Genomic DNA, 21451 nt, shown 5'->3' on the forward strand with positions numbered 1-21451 from the left:
CGTTACTCGTCTTGGTCTTCAAAAATAGGCTCCAGCACCGTTGCGTCAACGGGCTTATAGGCCAAACGCACGTAAATGGGCGCATAGGCCTCGGCCTGGGTGATCTCAATGAGGGTTTCTTTGCCCAGCTCCAGCAAGGCAATGAAGGTGACGACCAGCACCGTGCTGCCCTTGCTGGGGTCAAAAATATTTTCAAACTCCACAAAGCGCTTGCCTTGAAGACGCTTGAGGATTTGGCTCATGTACTCACGAACGCTGAGCTCTTCGCGTGTGATGCGGTGGTGCTGCACCAGTTTGGCGCGTTTCAAGATGTCGCGCCACGCGGCTTGCAGCTCGCTGATTTGCACATCGGGAAAACGCGGCTGCAAGCTTTGCTCAATGTGCACCTGGGCTTTCAGAAAATCACGCCCGTACTGCGGCACCTGGTTGATTTGCTGGGCTGCCAGCTTCATCTTTTCGTATTCCAGCAGGCGCCGTACCAGCTCGGCACGCGGGTCTTCTGCTTCTTCCTCGCCCTCTTTCTTCTTGGGCGGCAGCAGCATGCGCGACTTGATCTCGATCAGCATGGCCGCCATGAGCAGGTACTCGGCCGCCAGCTCCAGGTTGCGGCTGCGGATTTCATCCACATAGCGCAGGTACTGCTGTGTGACCCCCAGCATCGGAATGTCGAGGATGTTGAAGTTTTGCTTGCGGATCAGGTAGAGCAGCAAGTCCAGCGGGCCTTCAAACGCTTCCAGAAAGACTTCCAGCGCATCCGGCGGGATGTAGAGGTCATTGGGCAGTTTGAACAGCGGCTCTCCGTACAGGCGCGCCAAAGCCACCTGATCGACCACATGGGGCATCAGGGCGTCGCTGGTGTCTGAACTGGCAGATTCAGGCAGCGTGGCTTCGGTGGTCTCGGAAGAACTTTCGCTCATTCAATCATTTAAATAAGAGCGCCCAGCGCTTGACTGGCAAGGGCTGGGCAGTGAAAACGTTGAAAATGTTTTCAGCCGTTGTTCTGGTAAACGTAGGGTTTTTGGGCCACGCTGGCTTGGGCGGCATCTTCCTGGACTTCGTAGTTAACGTTCTTGTCCCACAGCAGGGCACGACCAGCCAGTTGCTGCGCTTCCAGCTGGGGGTTGTCCTTTTTCATCTGTTCGATGAATTGGGTGACTTCGGATGTGTAATGGGGACGGGCAAAGATAGACATGGACTGGTAACCTCTCTAGATCGTCGATTCTACCGGGACACTGTCCATGAACCTACTTCAGCGTGCCACCGCCATCGTGGCTGCGATGGCCACCAGCTTTTTGACTTTGGTGGGCTGCGATCAGCAAAAGATCAATGAGCTGGAGGAAGGCCTTTCCACCGAAGTTGAGGTGCGCAAAGCATTTGGAGAGCCAGAAACCATCTGGCCTGAGTCCGATGGCTCACGCACATTTGAGTACCCACGCCAGCCCATGGGCCACCGCAATTACATGATCACCATCGATTCAGCGGGCGTCATGACAGCGCTGCGCCAGGTGGTGGCGCCCCATGTGTTTGAGCAAATTCAGCCTGGAATGACGCAGGAACAGGTGCGCCGCATGCTGGGCAAGCCTGCCAAGCGCATGACTTACGCGCTCAAGCAAGAAACCGACTGGGACTGGAACTGGATAGATCCACCCAACCGTGAGATGGAATTTACGGTGACCTTTGGCGAGCATGGCACGGTCAAGCGCACAGCCAGCCGCGAGAAAATGCCCCAAGGCGATCGTTGATGTCGCGGTGCGCAGACAGTCTGAAAGACCGGATAGTGCTTTAATTGCTGCGCTGCAGCAATTTTGTGTCAGCGCCCTATCTGGGCGCTGCGTTGTGTGAAGTGCGCAATGAGACTCACCATCTGATGGCGCATTTCTTGCTTTGAGCATTGCAGCATTAATGTTTGCGTTGCTGGCCACAAGCCAGCCTTGCAAAAAACCGGTATCCGCCATGAGCACCACCACTGAGCCCGAGCTAAGCCCCCCCCTTTCTGTTGTCACCCCCCAGGTGGTCAGACACGGCACCTATGAAGATGCGCAGGCCCTGTTTTCGGGTTCGCTCTTTGTCGGCATCACCATGATGATGTATGCCCAGGCCGGGCTGCTGACCGGCAGCACCGCCGGGCTGGCTTTCGTGCTGCACTACGCCACAGGGCTGTCATTTGGCGGCATCTACTTTCTGATCAATATCCCGTTTTACTGGTTTGCGTGGAAATATGTGGGCAAGGAGTTCACGGCCAAAACGTTTCTCTCGGTGGCGCTGCTGTCGCTGATCACGGAGCTGGGCCCACGGCTGATCCATATTGACTATCTGCACCCCGCTTTTGCTGCCATTGCCGGGGGCCTGCTGATGGGCACCGGGGTATTGTTTCTGGCGCGCCACAAATCAAGTCTGGGCGGGGCCACCATTGTCTCGCTGTATGCGCAGGACCGATGGGGCATTCCTGCGGGCAAGGTGCAGATGGCCATCGATTGCGTCGTGGTGGCGCTGGCGTTGTGGGTGGTGCCGTTTGAGCGGGTAGCGTGGTCAGTGCTGGCAGCTGTTGTGATGGGCATTTTCCTGTCGGTAAGCCACCGCCCCGGGCGCTACCAAGGCAAGTAGTCTGGACAGCTTTTGGTGCTTTGTGCATCCGTCTTCAAAACCAGTGGGGCGCATCTTCGTAAAAAAGCCCCGCAGGCATGGCCAGCGGGGATTTTTGCTGCACGCGTGAGGCGTCAGCCTACTGCAATGGTTTTCTTGGCGGTCAGCGTCTGGCCCGCGTCGTCTTTCCACAGGAATGTCAGATCGCCACTTTGCTGGGCTTTGAACGTGAACTCGATGTACGGGTTCTGGGAGATGGAGATACCCGGATCCCAGGTAAAAATCAATTTACCTGCCATCTTGGCTTCAAAGTGGCTCATCAGGTTGCGGGGGCGCACCTGGCCGGTGGCCGGGTCGGTACGCAAGCCGCTTTCCATAACGTGTTCCATCTGCGCGCGTACACGCAAGATGTCACCCTTGGCGGGTTTTTCATTGCTCACCCAGATGCGGGGAGGTTTGTTCATGCTCATGGAATACCTCCTTACATGCCGCAGCCGCTGGCGGCCACGGTCACCGCTTGCTTGGCCACCAGTACTTTGCCGCTTTTCATGCGGGCCAGCGCGTGGATGGTCTGCGACTGCGTCAAGCGCACGCGCACCGCAGCTTCTGCCGCACCGGTATCCACCGTCAGCAGCACCCGGCATGCCAGTGGCGAGGGGTTGAGGTCGGCCAGCACAATGATTTCTTCGCACCACTCTTGTTCAGTGATGGGCAAGGTGACCTTGACTTTGACAGGCACTGCGCTGGGGTTGTCAGCCAGTACAGGCAAATCCAGGTGCAGGCCTTCGGTCAGCGGTGTAGCGCTGCCGATGAACCGTTCCATGGTTTTCTTGAACTCCGCAGGGTTGGGTGCCAAAGGGCCCACGATGGGTGTCTTGGCCTGGGCCATTGCGCTGCTGGGCAGTGCCAAAACCGCTCCGGCGGCGGCCGCGCCAGCCACCATGTGGCGGCGCGTCAGGGTCGGGGTATATGCAGGTGTCATGTCTTAGATACCGAGGAAATCGCTGAATTTTCCATTGATCCAGGCAAAGTCTTCCTTGACCAGGTCAGGGGTGCGTACATCCATGTCGATCTGGGTCTGGTTGACTTGGCCGTTGGCATCGACCTCGTACTCGAACTTCACAGAGATTTCTTCCTGTGGGTCGCCATTGACCATCATGTAGCACAGGTTGTCTGGCAGCAAAGGCGTCACTTCCTGGCCCGCAACGCGTTGCGAGATGTTCTTGGCGACGATCTTGCCAATGAAGTTGGCCACGTGGGCGCTCTTGGGGTAGTGACCAAACTGGGGCGAAATGGCACCCATCAAGTCACCCACAAAGTACACGCTGTTGTCGGTTTTGGCCGTGAAGTAGCGCACATCCATGTCGGCCCAGCCAGTGGGCTTGCCATCAGGTGTTTTGCCGATCAAGTCAGCTGCCCAGACCATGTCTGCGGCCTGGTGCGGAGGCATCAGGATGGCATCGTCAAATTTGAACTCGCCCGCAGCAGTTTTGATGCGCTTGTTGAAAGGGTCGACCTCTTGCACACGGGCATTGGGCACGTGCGTGATGATGTCCGGGTACAGCTCGTCAAACGCCTGCTTGTAGCCTACGCCGATGGGGGCAATCTTGGGCTTGGGGTCCAGAATCAAGATCTTTCCGGGGATTTTGTTTTTCTTGATGTGCCAGGCAATCAAGCATGCACGCTCGTAAGGCGAGGGCGGGCAGCGATGCGGTGGTGGTGGCAGGGTCATGACCAGCGTGCCGCCCTTGAAGTTCTTGACTTTGCTCTTGAGCGCCAGCATCTCCTGGTTGGGGATGTAGGCGTTGGGGAAGTGCTGGCGGGTGTATTCAATGGCGCGCTGGTCGTTGCCAAACCAGGCTTCATAGTCGTTGCGGATACCTCCGGACAAGATCAGGTAGTCATACTCGATCAGGCCATGGGCGGTGCGCACCAGCTTCTTGTCGCGTTCAAAGCCTGTGACTTCGGTCTGCACCAGTTTGTAGCCGTATTTGATGGCCGGGTGCAGCATGTCGCGGTTGATGAAATCGGTGTTCACGATATCGATCAGCCATTTGTTGCTCATGGGGCCTGACCAGAATGTGGGGTTGCGCTCCAGCAAGATCACATCCGAGTTGGGGATCAGCTCGCGCAGATACCGTGCCGCAGTCATGCCGCCCCAGCCACCACCACAAATCACAATGCGGGGGCCTTTGCCTTCACGCGGCAGGATGCGTGACTGCGGGGTCATGATCATGGGGGCTGCAAGTGCAGACGAAGATACGGCGGTAGCCGCTGCACCCAAGGCCATGGCGGGCGGGGTCATCAAAAAGTGGCGACGTTGCATGGTCAAAGTTCCTTCTTGTGGTTGGACATCGGGCAATCAAATGGACAAGCGTATGCGTGCAAGTGCTGCCGCAGGTCTTGCGGTAGCCAAGAATGCAAAGGGAACAGAAGTGACCATGCCAGCTACTGGTGAACGCATGCCTTGGCCAAGGTCGGCACAAAGCGGTGCAAGCAGCAAGAAAGTTGGCATTCAGGGCTCCTGATGTGGCAGGAGCCGCATCCATTGCATCAACGAAACTCAATAGTGCAGGCTTGAGCGTTGATCGTGTGGGCTGGCGTTGGGCCAAGCACAAACGGGCAAAGGATGAGGGAATCCCTCTTAGCCGTCACGCGGCACAAGCAGAGCTGTCTGGCGGCGATTCTAGACCACCGTGTTGCTTCTAGAAATAGTCTAAGCAGCGGCTTGGCTGGAAGATGGAAAGAACTTGACCGCTATCAAGGTGCCGCCAACGATGCCTGCCACCGCGGGCAAGGAGGCAATGGCCAGTGTGCTCAGGCCTGTCAGTCCTTGGCCAATCGAGCAACCGACGGCCAGCACACCACCAAACCCCATGAGAGCGCCACCCACAGCTGTTTTGGCCAGATGCGCCGGGCTGTGAAAGCCTTCCCATTGGGCGGTTCGGGTGAGCAAGGCCATGACCAAGCCTCCGGCCAGTACGCCCAGCACCATGGCAGGGCCCAGGCTGAAAGCGCGGCCCACTGCAACTTGCAGGTAAAGCAGGTTTTCGGCAATGGGGGCGATAAAGCTCAGTGATGTGAGTTTCTCGGGGTCAAAAGGGTCCACATCGACTGTGGCAGTCAGCCACCAGCCGAATGCAACCAGGGCTCCGATAGCGATAGCACTGATCCACTGTGCTCGGCTGCGGCGCAGGGCTGGTTGCCACAGCGCATAGGCGGTCAATAACAGCGCGGGCAAGAGAGCCAGCAGTGCAAAGCTTGCAAGAGGCGTCCATTGCGCCGCCTGCACAACTTGGGGCAAGGTTGCGTTTTCAACGGTTGTGGGAGCCAGTGCCTGAAACCATTGGCGCACGGGCACCAGTACACCAGTCAGGCTGGCCTGTGCGCCCAGGCCAAGAAACACCACCGTGACCAGTGCACGCAGGTTGCCGCCTGCCAGTAAAACCAGAGCGCGTGCACCACAACTGTTGGCCAGCACCATCCCAATGCCAAACAGCGCACCACCAATCAGTACGCCGGGAATGGAGAAACTGGTGCGTACGATCTGTGCATTGCCCAGATCGACCAGCCCAGCCCAGTGCAAGCCTTGTGAAGCCAGTACTGCAACGGCCAGTGCCAAGGCAAAGGCCTGCAGTGCAGGAGCGCTGCCGCGAGGTGCTGAATTGTCTTGGCCCAGCGACTGGCGCAAACCACGCAGCAGGCAAAACCGACCCAGCCGCGCTGCAGCGCCAAACGCGCAGCCCCAAAAAAAACCGGCCCACAAAAGCGTCATGGCTTAACGATCCCAGATATCCGTACTGATGGATTTGTACCATGCCGCACCGTATTCGGCCTCTGCTTTGCGAAAGCCTGCATCGGCATCTGCTGGGCTGACGCCGCCAGAGCCAGCCACTTCGATCAGCTTGCCCGCGTCGGTGCGGTAAACGCCAGCCACAGAGATGCCGTAGTTCGTGCCGATCAGGCTGTAGCAGGTGTTGGCGAAGGCGGCTGCAGGAGCAGCTTGGCCGGCCAGTTGCGCAGCAATGACAGCTGCAGCCACCTTGCCCTGGGTGTTGGCCGAGAAGCCAGATTTTGGCATGGGGGCCGCCTGCGTGGCATCGCCCAGTACATAGACATTGCTGACCAGGGTCGACTCAAAACTGTCGGGCTTGACAGGCACCCAGCCGCTGGCATCGGTGACCCCTGCACGGTCCGCGATAAAGCCAGCCTTCTGGGGAGGAATCACGTTCAACACATCGGCCTGGTGCTTGGTGCCAAACGAGGTTTCCACCTCCAGACGCTTGGCATCCACACGCGCCACTTGGCCATCATCCGATTGCTTGACCCATTCGATCATGTCGCCATACAGCGCCTTGAAGCCCTGCAAGAACAGGCCTTGCTTGGAGAAAGCGTCCTTGTTGTCCAGCAGCAGGATTTTGGATTTGGGTTTGTGCTGCTTGAAGTAGTGGGCCACCATGGCCGCGCGTTCGTAGGGGCCAGGTGGGCAGCGAAAGGGGTTGGCAGGAATCACCATCACAAACTTGCCACCGTCAGGCATGGCGTCGATTTGTTTTTTCAGCAGCAGGGTTTGCGGGCCAGCCTTCCAGGCGTGCGGCGCCAGCTGTGAGGTGGCTTCGTCGTAACCTTCCAGCGCGCCCCAGCGCATATCAATACCGGGGGAGAGCACCAGTTTGTCGTAGCTCAGCGCCTGGCCGCTGGAGAGCAAAACGCGGCGGGCGCTGGTGTCTACGTTGTCGGCACGGGCGTGTATGACTTCAATGCCTGCCTTGCGCAAGCCATCGTAGCTGTGACCAATGCTCTCAAACGAGCGCAAGCCTGCCAGCACCAGATTGGAGAACGGGCAGGTGTAAAAACGCTGCGCTGGCTCGATCAGCGTCACACGCACCTGGGGCGCGCGGGCCTTCAGGTAACGGGCTGCGGTAGCACCACCGAAGCCGCCCCCCACAACGACCACATGGGCTGAGCCCCCCTGGGCGCGGACGATTGCGGGCATGGCCAATGAGGCAGCACCTGCAACGGCACTGCCTAAAACTGTACGGCGATTGAATGTCATTTACTTGGCCTCCTTGCTGAACCACTGGGCGAGAGCTTGGATCTGGGCATCGTCATAGCCCTTCATCAGACGGGTCATCACCGTGGCATCGCTGGCGGTGCCCGTTTTGAACGCTTGCATGCGTTGCAGCAGGTGGCGCTCACCCACACCGCGCAGTGAAGGGATACCGCCCGTGGATTGGCCATTCGGTCCGTGGCAGTTGGCGCAGGTGCCAGCCAGCACAGAAATGTCCTGCACGCTGAGGCCAGCGGTAGCCGGTGCGGACGCGGTTTGCGCCATGGCCGCAGGGGCCAGCAAAGCTGCTGCCAGCCACAAGGCTGAACGCAGTGAGGAAGCGGGGGACACAGGCATGCAGTCTCCTATCGCGTGCCGGAATGCAGGGGTGCATCCGTGGGTGTTTATCGTGGATAAGTGCAAGGCCCATGACCGTGCACCCTTTGGAGCGTCGCATTCTAGGTAGCACATTGAAACAACTGGTTAGAAGTTTCTGCACCCTGCATATAAGGACCGCTGGTCGGATCTCTTGCGTAGATGCGCTTTCGAATGCGGCAGGCCCAGATGATGCATGGCTACGTAAATATAGGAGCATACAGCGCTTGTTACAAAAGCGTTTCAGTGTGAAATTGCTTGAATTTCATGGAGCCCAACTTCTTTGCAAGTGCATCTTGAGTACAGATGCTTGGCATCTTTTATGAAGATGCTTTATGGATGAGTGGTGCTGCCAAAGTGCTGCGCAGGTCTTGGCGATGGAAGCGGCAAGCCATAAAAAAAGCCCCTGCAGAGATAAACCGCAGAGGCTTGGCTGGAAGTGTCAGGGCATCAACCGATGCGCATGCCGGGCTGGGCGCCGGGGAAGGGCTCCAGCACATAGATGCCGGGCACCGCCTTTTCATCCGCGTGGCTGGCTGCCAGCACCATGCCTTCAGAGATGCCAAATTTCATCTTGCGCGGGGCCAGGTTGGCCACCAGCACGGTCAGCTTGCCTTGCAGCTGCTCGGGCTTGTACATGCTGGCAATACCGCTGAACACGTTGCGCGTCTTGCCTTCGCCTGCATCCAGCGTCAGTTGCAGCAGCTTGGTAGAGCCTTCAACCGCCTTGCACTCCACGATCTTGGCAATGCGCAGATCAATCTTGGCAAAGTCGTCGATCGTGATGGTGGGTGCGATTTCTTCGCCACCGGGTTTCACGGCTTCAACCACAGGGGCAGCCGGCGGTTCAAACAACGCATCCAGCTGTTCCACCACCACGCGCTGCATCAGGTGCTCGTACTTGCCAATGGTGTGGCCTGCGCCCAGCAGACTGTCTGCATCGGCAAACTGCAGCGGCGAGACATTCAGGAATGCTTGAACCTGTGTGGCCACTGCCGGAAGGATGGGCTTGAGGTAAATCGTCAGCAGACGGAAGGCTTCAATACAGGTGGTGCACACGTCTTGCAGGCGGGCATCCATGCCTTCTTGCTTGGCCAGCTCCCAGGGCTTGTTGGCGTCCACATAGCTGTTGACGCGGTCGCACAGCGTCATGATGTCGCGGGCGGCGCGGGCAGAGTCACGGTTTTCGTACGCAGTGACGATGCCGGCCTTGGCTTCACGCAGCTGTGTCAGCAAGGCTTGGCCGTCTTGCGAGACGGCACCCAGCTTGCCCTCAAAGCGCTTGGCGATAAAGCCCGCAGCGCGCGAGGCAATGTTCACGTACTTGCCGATCAGGTCGGAGTTGACGCGCAGCATGAAGTCTTCGGCGGTGAAGTCAATGTCTTCGTTCTTGCCGTTGAGCTTGGCACCCAGGTAGTAGCGCAGCCACTCGGGATTCATGTTCAGGGCCAGATACTTCATCGGGTCCAGGCCCGTGCCGCGGCTTTTGGACATCTTCTCGCCGTTGTTCACGGTCAAAAAGCCGTGCACGCAAATCTTGGTGGGCGTCTTGCGGCCGCTGAACTTGAGCATGGCGGGCCAAAACAGCGTGTGGAAAGTGATGATGTCTTTGCCGATGAAGTGGTACTGCTCCAGATCAGGGTCAGCCATGTAGGCGTCGTAATCCTCGCCGCGCTTGTTGAGCAGCTCTTTGAGCGATGCCAGGTAGCCCACGGGCGCGTCCAGCCACACATAAAAGTACTTGCCCGGTGCGTCGGGAATTTCGATACCGAAATAAGGCGCATCGCGCGAGATGTCCCAGTCGTCCAGACCTTCGCTGGTGGAGCCATCGGGGTTGGTGCGCACGCCAAACCATTCCTTGATCTTGGCAGCCACTTCGGGCTGCACATGCTTGCCGTCCTGGGTCCACTCGTTCAGAAACTCCACAGCGCGTGGGTCGGAGAGCTTGAAGAAGAAGTGCTCGGACGTCTTCATCACTGGCGTAGCACCGGACAGGGCCGAGAACGGGTTGATCAGGTCGGTGGGCGCGTAGACCGAGCTGCAGACTTCGCAGTTGTCACCGTACTGGTCTTTGGCGTGGCAACGTGGGCATTCGCCCTTGATGAAGCGGTCGGGCAGGAACATGTTCTTTTCGGGGTCGAAGAACTGTTCAATGGTGCGCGTTTCGATAAAGCCAGCGGCCTTGAGGTCGCGGTAGATCTGCTTGGACAGCTCGTGGTTCTCCGGGCTGTCGGTGTTGCTCCAGTTGTCGAAAGCAATATGGAAACCATCCAGGTATTGCTTGCGGCCTGCGGCAATGTCGGCCACAAACTGCTGGGGTGTCTTGCCGGCCTTTTCCGCCGCAATCATGATGGGCGCGCCGTGGGCATCGTCTGCGCCCACAAAGTTCACCTGATTGCCCTGCATTCGCTGTGCACGCACCCAAGTGTCGGCCTGGATGTATTCCATGATGTGGCCGATGTGGAAATTGCCGTTGGCGTACGGCAGGGCGGTGGTAGCGAAAATCTTGCGTTGGGACATAAAGAGGTCTTCTCGTAGGCGATGAAAAGCAACCTTCGATTCTAGAAGCCCTAGGCCCGGCTTGCAGCCAATGCGGGCAAGCTGTCCAAATTGCTATGTCTTTACGAGCTTCTAGCGCTGATGGGCAGAGGGGCGCAATGCTTTTTTCGCATACATCTGCTGATCGGCACGTTTGAGCAGACTTTGCGCATCCTTGGCATCGTGGGGGTACAGCGCAATACCAATGCTGGCACCCAGGTGCACCACCACACCATCGGGAATGCCTTGCAGTGTGGTCAGTGGGGCACTGATCAGGTCGACGAGCTTGGCGCTGGTCGTCTCGGCCACTTCCATGTTGTCGACACCTCGCAGAACCACAACAAACTCATCGCCTCCAAGGCGTGCAACGTGGTCATCCGTGCGCACATGGTGGCGCAGGCGCTGGGCCACTTCGGCCAGCGCCCGGTCGCCGTTGTCGTGGCCCCATTGGTCGTTCAGTGCCTTGAACAGGTTCAGGTCCAGAAACAGCAGCGCAAACGGTGTAACCGTGGCACTCGGGCTGGGCGGTGTGATCAAGCTGTTGAGCACATGCTGCAGCGCGCTGCGATTGGAGACGCCGGTCACGCGGTCAGTGAACAATTCCTGGCGCATGTGGCTGAAGTTGCGTGCCAGCTCACCCACTTCATCACTGCGGTTGGTTTCAAACGAGGAGGCGATATCGCCTTGGCCCACGCGTTTGACGGCATTGGACAGGCTGCGTACGTCGTCTGCAATGCGGCCAAACAGGCGCATGCCAATGACCAGGGCGATGAGCAGGCACAGTACGCCCACCACCACCACCAGCTCCACCAGACGCGATACATCGGCCAAGATGGTGGCGCGGGGCACGGCTACGGCGGCCATCCAGTCCAGCCCGGCGTGGTCCGTGACGCGTACAAACGCGACGTGCACCGGTTCATCGTTCTGGTTTTTCAGCTGCAGACTGCGCACATTGAAGAGATAGTCAGTGTTGCCCGTCTGAGGCACAGGTTCGTTGAAATAGCTCTGAATTTGCTGGTAAATGCTGTTGGCCAGTGCATTGCCACCGGTTTGGGTGGTCAGGCGCTCGATACGCCCGGCATCGGTGAAGCGCACGTTTTTCATGCCGGAGATGGCCACCAGCTCTCCGCTGGATTCGACAACGAATGCCAGGCCTTTGACACTGCGGGCGAGCTCGTCAACCACATCATTCAAGGCGCTGAGCGAAACGTCGGTGGCTACCACGCCTTCGAAATCACCGTGGGTATTGAGCACACGGCGCGCGCGCGTGAGCACCAGGTCTTTGATGCCAAAGTCGATGTAGACAGATGTCCATGTGTGGTGATCGACCTGCGAGGCCAGTTGAAACCACGGCCGGTTGCGCGGGTCAAACATGGCGCGTTCGGTGCGCAGGTAGTGCTGGGTGCTGTCGATGCTTGACAGGCTGTAATAACGGCGGTGCTGGTCGCCCTGCGCGCGAATGCGCAGCTCGGCAGTGCCATCCGGCTGGCGCTTGAGGCCGACACCCTGGCCCGCGATATTTCCGTAATACACATAGCTGTTGGTGCGCGGGTGCAGCGTAGTGGCTGCCCACAGCCGGTTGCACAGGGCCAGCCAGTCGGTGCGCATGTCTTGCGGGGCAGCCATGCCGCTGGGGAAAGCAGCCTCCAGCACGGCGGCCGAGCCGCTGACGTGGTGCTGAATGTTTTGCCGCATTCGCGCTGCCATCTCTTTGAGCATGTTGTCCGAGAGATTGGTTACCGTGCGTGCGCCCGCCAAGTAGGTCAGCCCACCGATCACGCCAGTCAGCACCACGATCAGTGCGGCATATGGCAGGAGGAGGCGCAGCTTGAGAGAGCGCAATTGCAGGGAAACAGCGGGCATTGACAATAAAGAGGTATTGGGGTGAGGCGGTAGCAGGCGAGCGTCTTGGAGCGCTGTCTGTTTCGATGTATAGCACGCCCTGTAACAAAGTGATGCGCAGAAAAAAGAGCGACAGGCGCAGTCAAGTACTGGGGTTCAGACTGAATTTAATCTGAATCCAAATAAATACATGCACCAACCGCTCTCAATTTGGATGGATCGCCATCGTGGCGATGGACTGCTCTTACTCTGGCTGCTTCATCAAAGGCTTTTGCAGCAAGGTGGCCAAAGTTAAGCCTTGCAAGATGGCCACGTGCTGCTCATCGGCAAAACGCTGTGCAGTGTCCTGTAACGGGGCAATGCAGACATAGGCGCACTCATCGGCTTTTTGTACCTGCATGGCCTGGTGCAAGGCGCGCAAAGGCTCGACTCCGTGGGTGGCGGCCTTCCAGCGCTTGGCCTGCACCAAGGTGGTCTTGCCGTTGCGGGTCAGTAAAAAATCTGCGGCAGCGGCCGGGCTGCGTGCAACCTCGTAGCCTTCGATTTTCCAGGCGCGCTCCAGGTGGCTGGAGAAATCGTTCCAGTTATCTTGGGCGGCCATATCCAGCAGGGCTTGCTGTTGTGCAGGGGTTGGCTTGTCGTACTGGCGCACAAAGGCCACAAAGCCCAGCGCCCAAAAAGGCAGAGACCCCAAAATCGCAACGATTTTGTAAGGCTGTGGCACCAGCGCCGCTGCCAGCAGGGCCCAGCCAGCGCCCACGGCAAAACTGATCCACCAGCGCGATCGCAGCAAAATAGCGAACAGGGAGTTTTCGGCCATCTTAAATTTCATGGCGGGTATATCTTTCAGAGGAAGGCAAAGGTGCGGGAGCACCAGATGGACAAGAACCCGTTCCCGGCATGGGTTGAAGGGCTTCGATAGACTAGATGACTCATTTTCTCAGACCCCACCCACTACAAGTACAAATCGACATGTCCCTCACCGAACAAGGCCTGTTGGCCGCGCTAGCCAGCGTTATCGATCCCCACACTGGCACTGATTATGTGAGCACTCGCGCAGTGCGCAATATGCAGATCAGCGGCGGTGACGTGGCATTTGATGTGGAATTGGGCTACCCCGCAAAAAGCTTGATCCCTGAGTTGCGCAAGGCTTTGATTGCCGCAGCAAAGACCCTTCCCGGCGTGGAAAACGTATCGGCCAACATTAGCATCAAGGTGCAGTCGCATGCGGTGCAGCGTGGTGTGCAGTTGCTGCCCGGCGTGAAAAACATCATTGCCGTGGCATCGGGCAAGGGTGGTGTGGGCAAATCCACCACCGCCGCCAACCTGGCACTGGCCCTGGCTGCTGAAGGTGCCCGCGTTGGCGTGCTGGATGCCGACATTTATGGCCCCAGCGTGCCCATGATGTTTGGTGTGCAAGGCAAGCCCGAGAGCAGCGATGGCAAGACCATGGAGCCACTGGAGAACTACGGTGTGCAGCTGATGTCCATTGGCCTGCTGCTCAACAACCCCAATGAAGCCATGATCTGGCGCGGCCCTATGGCCACGCAGGCACTGGAGCAAATGCTGCGCTCGACCAACTGGAAAGATCTGGATTACCTGGTGATCGATTTGCCACCAGGCACGGGCGACATTCAGCTGACGCTGAGCCAGAAGGTGCCCATGACCGGGTCGGTCATTGTCACTACGCCGCAAGACATTGCTTTGCTGGATGCGCGCAAGGGCATCAAGATGTTTGAAAAAGTGGGCGTGCCCATCTTGGGCCTGGTCGAGAACATGGCCATGCATGTCTGCAGCAACTGCGGCCATGTGGAGCACATTTTTGGCCAAGATGGCGGCAAGAAGCTGGCCGAAGAGTGGAACATGGACTTCTTGGGCTCTTTGCCCCTGTCCATGCAGATTCGCGAGCAAGCCGACAGCGGCAAGCCCACCGTGGTGGCTGCTCCAGACAGCGAAGCCGCGCTCATCTACAAAAAGCTGGCACGTGACGTGGCCGTGAAGATTGCGCAAAAAGCCAAAGACTTTTCTGCCAAATTCCCCACCATCACCATCAGCAAGAACACTTGATGCTGGCTGTGCCCTGATTGGGCCTGCTGAAAACTTAGGCAAAGCGCCCCGGTCAAGCCGGGGCGCTTTTTTTACGGCATGCTGTGCGGCTTCTCCGTTGTGCGGTGCCCCGGGTGCTGCCTTTGATCGTGCAAGAACAAGAGCCTGAAAACCCCACTGGTGCCAAGCACCACCTCTCTCTGTGCGCTTTGCGCCAGCTGCGCAAGCGCTGTACGCAGCAGGCTGCGGCGTTGTACCAGCGGGTGATGTGCGTGGTGCAGCAATCGCCGCGCAGCCAAGCACTGTGGGCGCGTATACAGCCACTGTGGCAGCGCTTGCGCACGTGGCGCTGGCAATGGCTGGTGGCGCTGCCAGCGCTGGGGCTTTTGTATGTGCTGGTGCTGATACCGCTGACGCCCAGCATCAGCGACATCCGCAAAGCCAAGCTGGAGCAGCCTGCGCAAGTGCTGACGGCTGACGGCAAGGAGCTGGCCATTTTCAAGCGCAGCAACCGTCAATGGGTCACGCTGGGGCAGGTTGCGCCTGCCGTGATCGATGCCTTGATTGCCACCGAAGACCACCGCTTCTATGACCACTTTGGCATGGACCTGCGGCGCACCGCATCTTCGATTTTTTATTCTCTGCAGGGTGACCTGCAAGGTGGCTCCACACTCACGCAGCAACTGGCGCGCAACCTGTACCCGGAAGAAATTGGCCGCTCGGCCAGCTTGAACCGCAAGCTCAAGGAAGCCGTTACGGCGTTCAAGATTGAAGCGCTGTACAGCAAAGATGAGATCTTGGAAACCTATCTCAACACGGTTCCCTTTCTCTACAACGCCTGGGGTATTGAAATGGCGGCCCGCACTTACTTTGACAAGTCGGCAGCCAAACTTTCGGTGATTGAGGCGGCCACGCTGGTGGGCATGCTCAAGGGCACCAGCTATTACAACCCCGTGCGCAATCCCGAACGTGCGGTAGAGCGGCGCAACACCGTGCTGTCACAGATGGCCAAGCGCGAGGTACTGTCGCAGGCCGATTTCTTGCGTCTTAAAAAGCAGCCGCTGCGGCTGAATTTTGAGCGCCAGGAGGCCCCTTCGGGCATGGCGCCGCACTTTGCACAGCAGGTGCGCAAGTGGCTGATCGACTGGGCCGACAGCGAGGGGTACAACATCTACGCAGACGGTCTGGTGGTGCACACCACGCTGGATGCACGCATGCAGTCCATGGCGACGCAGGCGGTGCGCAACCACACCAAGGCTTTGCAATCGATTGCCAACACCAACTGGAGCAAAAGCGATGGCTGGCGCAACGACAACCCGCTGGTGCAGAGCATGGTGCGGGAGTCGAGCACCTTTGCGGCATTGCGCGAGAAAGGGCAAAGCGCCCCTGACGCCTTGCAGGCGCTGCTCAAAGACAAAGCTTTCATGCAGCAACTGCGCCAGGACAAGACACGGATTGAGGCCGGCTTTGTGGCCATGGACCCCGATACCGCCAGTGTTCGTGCCTGGGTGGGTAGCCGGGACTTTGCAGTCGATGCCTATGACCATGTGCAGCAGGCACGCAGACAGCCGGGTTCTACCTTCAAACCCTTTGTATATGGCGCTGCGCTGCAGGATGGACTGTCGCCCGATGACGAGCGCGTAGATACAGCGGTTGAAATCAAACTGGCCGGCGGTGAAGTGTGGCGGCCCAGCGATGCGGGAGCACCTTCGGGCAAGCGCATGACGTTGCGTGATGCGCTGGCGTATTCCAAGAACACCATCACAGCGCAGCTGGTGCAGGAGGTAGGGCCAGCCGCCGTGGCCAAGCTGGCACGCAACCTCGGGGTGCGCAGCAGCCACCTGGATGCTGTTCCCGCGCTGGCCTTGGGGGCCAGCCCTGTGACTTTGCTGGACATGACCAATGCCTACGGCAGTCTGGTACGTGGTGGGCAATACCGCTCTCCGCTGATCGTCACGCGCATCGAAGATCGCAATGGCAAGCTGCTGGCACAGTTTGCACCGCATGCCGCGCAAAAGGCGATGGATCTGCAAGACAGCTACGCCTTGATCGACATGCTGCGCGGCGTGGTGGACAAAGGCACGGCTCGAGATATCCGGCGGCGCTGGGGCATCAAAGACGATGTGGCGGGCAAAACGGGCACCACGCAAAACAACGCCGATGGCTGGTTCATCTTGATGCACCCGCAATTGGTGGCAGGCGCATGGGCCGGGTTTAACGACGCGCGCATTACCCTGCGCAGCGATTACTGGGGCCAGGGTGCGCGCAGTGCCTTGCCCATGGTGGGTGACTTCACATCGCGGGCGCTGCGCAGCAAAGACATTGACCGCCATGTACGGTTTACCGAGCCAGAGTCTTCGCAGTGGTGGGCCAATCTGAAAGAAGGCGTGCGCCATCGGCTCACTGCATGGTGGGGGGATGACATCCAGCCCACAGCGAGCCAGCCTGCACGCAAAACTGTGCCTGCTGCGCTGCCCCAGCCTGAGCCAGTGCCTGTGCACCCTGCAGAGCCGGCGCAAGAGGTGATTGAAGAGTCCACACCTGCGCTGCCAGCACCCAGTGCGCCAGAGCCTGTGCCACCAGCCGATGAGCTGGATGTGTGGATGAATCAATGGTCAGGGCCTGCCGCAGAGCCAGCCTCCAGCACAGACTACGAAGCAACGCCCCCCGCTGTTCTGGGCAGACCTTTGAACAAGCCGTAAGCATGGGCATAGCCCTTTTGCAGCGGTGCTGCATTGGAGGCGTAATAAAGATGACGCATTAAAAAAGACGTCAGCTCTGCTGGGAGTAACAGCTTCAGCTCTTAAAAGTACGGTGTCTGTGTTGCTGGGTTATTTATCAGATGCCAAGGCGTGATGGTCACAGCCACGTCTGAAGCTGCTTCATTCAGAGGCCCCTGTGGGTAGAATTTTTAGGTGCTAGCGAAGTCAGCAGAGCGTACCTGCACGGCTCTGGCCGACATGTTGCGCAATGGCCGAAGGCTTCAACGAGATTGCACCAGCAGATTGCCGGTGATTTCGGACACGCTTTTCACACTGGTCAGTGTCATGGCCACGCGCATTTCTTTTTCCAGTAGATCGAGCAGATGGCTCACGCCTGCGCCGCCTTGTGCCGCCAGTGCATAGATAAAAGCACGGCCAATCATGGTGCAATCGGCTCCCAGGGCCAGCATGCGCACAATGTCCAATCCATTGCGAATGCCTGAGTCCGCCAGAATTTTGATTTGGCCTTTGACTGCATCGGCGATGGCAGGCAAAGCACGTGCCGAAGAAAGCACGCCATCAAGCTGGCGGCCACCGTGGTTGGAGACGATGATGCCGTCGGCACCAAAACGAACGGCGTCCTTGGCATCTTCGGGATCAAGAATGCCCTTGATGACCATCGGACCCTTCCAGAAGTCGCGAATCCACTCCAGATCGCGCCACGAGATCGATGGATCGAAATTCGCACCCAGATAACCCATGTAGTCTTCCAGACTGACGTTCTTGCCCATATAGGTTGATATGTTGCCCAGCGTATGCGGGCGCCCCATCAGGCCCACGTCCATCGCCCAGTGTGGGTGGGTCATGGATTGCAGATAGCGGCGCATGGCGGCGTTGGGGCCACTCATGCCAGAGTGTGCATCGCGGTAACGGGCACCTGGCACGGGCATGTCAACGGTGAACACCAAGGTGGTGACACCCGCCGCCTGAGCGCGTTCCAGCGCATTTTTCAAGAAGCCGCGATCCTTCAGGACATACAGCTGAAACCACATGGGGCGCTGGATTCTGGGTGCGACTTCTTCGATTGCACAGACCGAGACACTGGACATGGTGAAGGGAATTCCCTTTTTGTCCGCGGCCATGGCAGCCTGCACTTCGCCACGCCGGGCAAACATGCCTGTCAGTCCCACGGGAGCCAGCGCCACAGGCATAGAGAGCTTTTCTCCAAATAACTCAATGCTGGTATCAAGCTGGCTCATGTCCTTGAGCACGCGCTGGCGCAGGGCAACCTCTGAGAGGTCGCTGACATTGTGTGCCAGTGTTTTTTCGGCGTAAGCACCGCCGTCGATGTAGTGAAACAGAAAAGGTGGTAGCCGCTTTTGAGCGGCCGCACGGTAGTCGGTGGTGGATGAAATGATCATGAAAAAGTCATCTGTGCAGATGAAAAACGTCCGAGTCGCTGAAGGCGGGCATCGTCGGCATCGGCCTCGAGCAGTTTTTCGTGGACGAAGGCCAAATGCTCACCAATCACGGCTTTTGCCTGCTCGGGCTCGCCGCAAACTATGGCTTGCATCAGGTCGTGGTGTTGCTGTGTCAGCCTTGCCAGTACCTTGGGGTCTTTGTGTACAAACATCTCGCGACGGTTTTGGGCCACGGTATTGAGCACCATTTCAAACAGGCTACGCATCGCTTGCACCACCACTATGTTGTGAGAGGCTTCGGCAATTGCCAGATGAAACTGGGTATCAGCACGAGCGGCGTTGTCTGCGTCGTGGATGTTCTGGTGATTCAGCATCTCGTCAAAGCAGCTACGAATGCGATCGCGGTCTTTGTCTGTGGCGCGTTGGGCCGCCAGCCAAGCGGTGCCAGTTTCTAGAATTTGGCGCGCTTCCAGTACGTCATAGCGGTACTGGGGGTCATCGCGCATCAGGGGTACCAGGGGAGAGATGGCCTGGTCGCTCCACAGGGGAGCGTGTGCGCACACAAAGGTGCCGGAGCCCACGCGACTTTCCAAAATACCGCGGCTCGAGAGTCTTTGAATGGCTTCGCGCAGTGCGGCGCGCGAGACGCCCAGCTCTTCGGCCAACTGCCGCTCAGCCGGCAGGCGCTGGCCGGGCTGCAGTTGTCTTTGCTGCACGAGCACATAAAGTTGCTCGGCTAGTTGGTCAGAAAGGCGCATAGCTTTGGTTCACAGCACGGGTGGTGCCGCGACGATCTCTTTGCCAGCTCAAGAGAGTCGCGGTACGGGTTTAGCGGGCTGCCGCCAGCGACTCGCCAGAGGTTGGTACCTGTGGCTTGTCTTTGGATGCTTTCAATGGCGTGCCCTTGGCTGCCGAAAAACCGAACAGCACCAGAACCAGCCACACCAGCGCTGCGGCCCACCACAGCATATTGCCGGTGATGAGTGCCTGGCCGATCAAGCCCGCTTGAATGCAGTAGTAGGCCATAGGAAGCAATGTCTTGCGAATGACTTCACCTTCACGGTTCATCATGCCTACAACAGCGCCAGCAGCCACAACGTTGTGTACGCAGATCATGTTGCCGGCTGCTCCTCCAACGGCCTGCAATGCCACCACGATGGCGGACTGGTCAATATTCAAACCAATTTGCTGAGCGGTGGAGAACTGGAAGTAGGAGAACATCATGTTGCTGACGGTGTTGGAGCCAGCAATGAAAGCGCCCAGACTGCCGACCCAAGGCGAGACATTAGGCCAGGCACTGCCAGCGACGGCGGCAGCGCCTTGGGCCAGTACCAGAGGCATGCTCAGCATCGAGCCATCAGCAGAAGCCGAGTTAATGAACACCTGCACCATAGGTACGGCCAGCAGCAGTGCCGGAGCCGCTTCCACCATAGTGTGGGCTGAAGACTTTACGGCGCGGCCATACTGGCCTTGCTTCATGCGGAAGATGAAGATACAGGCCAGCGATGCCAGCAGCAGGATGAATCCAGGCGAGTACAGGAACTGCGCGGATGGAGAAATACTGGTGCCAAACAAAGCTGGGATCTTCAGCGTTGTCAAGGGGCCGGTCAGGAAGGCCTTCAGCGGTGCCACGGTGCGGGTGAGGATCAGCAGTGCCACAACCAGTACGTAGGGAGAGAAGGCGCGCAGCACTGAGAACTTGGGTGTGCTGGCAGCTTCGTCTCCTGAATCGCTGGAGACTGTACCCATCCACTTTTTGTCCCAGTCTGAGCGAGGAGGGAAATCAAAGCTTTGTTTGGGAACCAGAAAGCCTTTTTTCGCGGCGCTGATCACAATGACCAGGCCGACCAGCGCGCCCACCATGGACGGAAATTCAGGGCCAAGTACGCGAGCGATCAGGTAGTAGGGCAGGGTAAAAGCCACACCAGCGAACAGCGCAAACTTCCAAGCCTTCAAGCCTTCGGTGAAAGACTGATTGGAGCCAAAGAAGCGGGTGAGCATGCCGCACAGCAGCAGCGGAATAACGACACCGACCAGCGCGTGAATCAACGCCACGTTATCAACGATTTGCAGCAGGTAGTCCATGGGCTGCATCGGGGTGAGCAACTGTGCTACATCCGCCTTGTTATCAATGCCCGAACGCACACCCACCAGGATGGGGGTACCCACCGCGCCAAAAGACACGGGAGTCGACTGGATCACCAGCACAGCCATCACCGCAGCCATAGCGGGAAAGCCCAGTGCCAGCAGCAGCGGAGCACCCACAGCCGAAGGCGTGCCAAAGCCCGAGGAGCCTTCAATCAGAGAGCCGAACAACCACGCCACGATGATGACCTGCACGCGGCGATCGGGCGAAATATCCATGAAACCTTGGCGAATCGCCAGCAGTGCACCGCTTTCTTTCAGCGTGTTCAGTAGCAGCACAGCTCCAAAGACGATGAACAGCAAGGTGATGGCGGTGACCACGCCATTGATGGTGGCTGCCGCGATCATTGCTCCTGGTGCTTGCCAGACAAACAGCGCTAACAGGGCCGTAACGATGTAGGCAGAACTCATGGAGAGCTTGGCTGATCGCCCTAAAACCACCATTAAAAGAAAAACCACCGCAATAGGTGCGAGGGCTAAAAGCGTATGTCCAAAGTTCATGCCTGTTGTCTCCTAAAAACTGACAGAGGTCTGGCATGGCCTGGCAGCTTTGAGCCGGCGCATGGCAAATCTGTGTCTTGTGTATTGGTATTACCAATATCTGATATCGGATGGATGCGGAATTTTAAAAACTGCGGTCCTTAGAGACGTAGATGGTTTTCCCTTGGTGTTTTAAAGAAAATTGGTAAGACCAATTTGATTGCCTAGTCTGAATTTTTAACGCAGATCAAGCTCGTCAACTTTGAAAA

General features: G+C 58.2%; 18 protein-coding genes. 4 read left to right on the plus strand and 14 right to left on the minus strand.

The window, feature by feature from the left end:
- Positions 1–2: 2 nt before the first annotated feature.
- Together H9646_RS11280 and H9646_RS11285 are read right to left on the minus strand one after the other, a co-directional pair.
- On the minus strand, positions 3–842 hold the full coding sequence (locus H9646_RS11280; RefSeq protein WP_225214166.1) for a segregation and condensation protein A: 840 nt from the start codon (positions 840–842) through the stop codon (positions 3–5).
- A gap of 146 nt (positions 843–988) precedes the next feature.
- Positions 989–1192, minus strand: a complete 204-nt coding sequence (locus H9646_RS11285) for a DUF3460 family protein (protein WP_191723465.1) — start codon at positions 1190–1192, stop codon at positions 989–991.
- 46 nt (positions 1193–1238) lie between these two features.
- On the opposite strand from H9646_RS11285, the gene bamE reads away from it, so the two are divergent.
- Both bamE and H9646_RS11295 read left to right on the plus strand, forming a co-directional pair.
- The gene (bamE, locus tag H9646_RS11290; RefSeq protein WP_191723466.1) at positions 1239–1742 is read left to right on the plus strand and encodes an outer membrane protein assembly factor BamE domain-containing protein; all 504 of its coding nucleotides are present in this window, start codon (positions 1239–1241) and stop codon (positions 1740–1742) included.
- Positions 1743–1953: 211 nt separating this feature from the next.
- Positions 1954–2604 carry a YitT family protein gene (locus tag H9646_RS11295; RefSeq protein WP_191723467.1) on the plus strand — a complete coding sequence of 217 codons (651 nt, stop codon included), beginning with the start codon at positions 1954–1956 and terminating at the stop codon, positions 2602–2604.
- Positions 2605–2717: 113 nt separating this feature from the next.
- Here the strand turns inward: H9646_RS11295 and soxZ are convergent, their stop codons facing one another.
- From soxZ to H9646_RS11340, 9 genes are all read right to left on the minus strand, one after another.
- On the minus strand, positions 2718–3053 hold the full coding sequence (soxZ, locus tag H9646_RS11300) for a thiosulfate oxidation carrier complex protein SoxZ (RefSeq protein ID WP_370551154.1): 336 nt from the start codon (positions 3051–3053) through the stop codon (positions 2718–2720).
- 11 nt (positions 3054–3064) lie between these two features.
- Positions 3065–3565, minus strand: a complete 501-nt coding sequence (locus tag H9646_RS11305; protein ID WP_191723468.1) for a thiosulfate oxidation carrier protein SoxY — start codon at positions 3563–3565, stop codon at positions 3065–3067.
- Positions 3566–3568: 3 nt separating this feature from the next.
- Positions 3569–4909: an FAD-dependent oxidoreductase gene (locus H9646_RS11310; RefSeq protein WP_191723469.1), complete on the minus strand. Its 1341-nt coding sequence runs from the start codon at positions 4907–4909 to the stop codon at positions 3569–3571.
- A 390-nt stretch (positions 4910–5299) separates the two neighbouring features.
- Positions 5300–6358, minus strand: coding sequence for a YeeE/YedE family protein (locus tag H9646_RS11315; protein WP_191723470.1), 1059 nt, complete (start codon positions 6356–6358; stop codon positions 5300–5302).
- A gap of 3 nt (positions 6359–6361) precedes the next feature.
- A complete protein-coding gene (locus H9646_RS11320) occupies positions 6362–7639 on the minus strand; it encodes an NAD(P)/FAD-dependent oxidoreductase (protein WP_191723471.1) in 1278 nt (425 codons plus the stop codon).
- Positions 7640–7990, minus strand: a complete 351-nt coding sequence (locus H9646_RS11325; RefSeq protein WP_191723472.1) for a c-type cytochrome — start codon at positions 7988–7990, stop codon at positions 7640–7642.
- A gap of 468 nt (positions 7991–8458) precedes the next feature.
- Positions 8459–10528 (minus strand): methionine--tRNA ligase, encoded by a 2070-nt coding sequence (metG, locus tag H9646_RS11330; protein WP_191723473.1) that lies wholly within the window; start codon positions 10526–10528, stop codon positions 8459–8461.
- Between the two features lie 111 nt (positions 10529–10639).
- The gene (locus H9646_RS11335) at positions 10640–12409 is read right to left on the minus strand and encodes a diguanylate cyclase domain-containing protein (RefSeq protein ID WP_191723474.1); all 1770 of its coding nucleotides are present in this window, start codon (positions 12407–12409) and stop codon (positions 10640–10642) included.
- Positions 12410–12632: 223 nt separating this feature from the next.
- A complete protein-coding gene (locus H9646_RS11340; protein ID WP_191723475.1) occupies positions 12633–13220 on the minus strand; it encodes a restriction endonuclease in 588 nt (195 codons plus the stop codon).
- Positions 13221–13360: 140 nt separating this feature from the next.
- On the opposite strand from H9646_RS11340, the gene apbC reads away from it, so the two are divergent.
- Both apbC and H9646_RS11350 read left to right on the plus strand, forming a co-directional pair.
- A complete protein-coding gene (gene apbC / locus H9646_RS11345; RefSeq protein ID WP_191723476.1) occupies positions 13361–14455 on the plus strand; it encodes an iron-sulfur cluster carrier protein ApbC in 1095 nt (364 codons plus the stop codon).
- 245 nt (positions 14456–14700) lie between these two features.
- Positions 14701–17136: a penicillin-binding protein 1A gene (locus H9646_RS11350; protein ID WP_191723682.1), complete on the plus strand. Its 2436-nt coding sequence runs from the start codon at positions 14701–14703 to the stop codon at positions 17134–17136.
- Positions 17137–17417: 281 nt separating this feature from the next.
- Here the strand turns inward: H9646_RS11350 and lldD are convergent, their stop codons facing one another.
- The 3 genes from lldD to H9646_RS11365 all read right to left on the minus strand — a co-directional run bounded on the left by lldD (position 17418) and on the right by H9646_RS11365 (position 21203).
- On the minus strand, positions 17418–18557 hold the full coding sequence (lldD, locus tag H9646_RS11355; RefSeq protein ID WP_191723477.1) for an FMN-dependent L-lactate dehydrogenase LldD: 1140 nt from the start codon (positions 18555–18557) through the stop codon (positions 17418–17420).
- Complete coding sequence (gene lldR, locus H9646_RS11360; protein WP_191723478.1) at positions 18554–19315, minus strand: transcriptional regulator LldR; 762 nt, start codon at positions 19313–19315, stop codon at positions 18554–18556. Before lldR ends, lldD begins: the two co-directional genes overlap by 4 nt.
- Before the next feature lie 70 nt (positions 19316–19385).
- Positions 19386–21203: an L-lactate permease gene (locus H9646_RS11365; protein WP_191723479.1), complete on the minus strand. Its 1818-nt coding sequence runs from the start codon at positions 21201–21203 to the stop codon at positions 19386–19388.
- Positions 21204–21451 lie beyond the last annotated feature (248 nt).

The sequence above is a fragment of the Comamonas avium genome, assembly GCF_014836675.1.
GTDB lineage: Bacteria > Pseudomonadota > Gammaproteobacteria > Burkholderiales > Burkholderiaceae_C > Comamonas > Comamonas avium.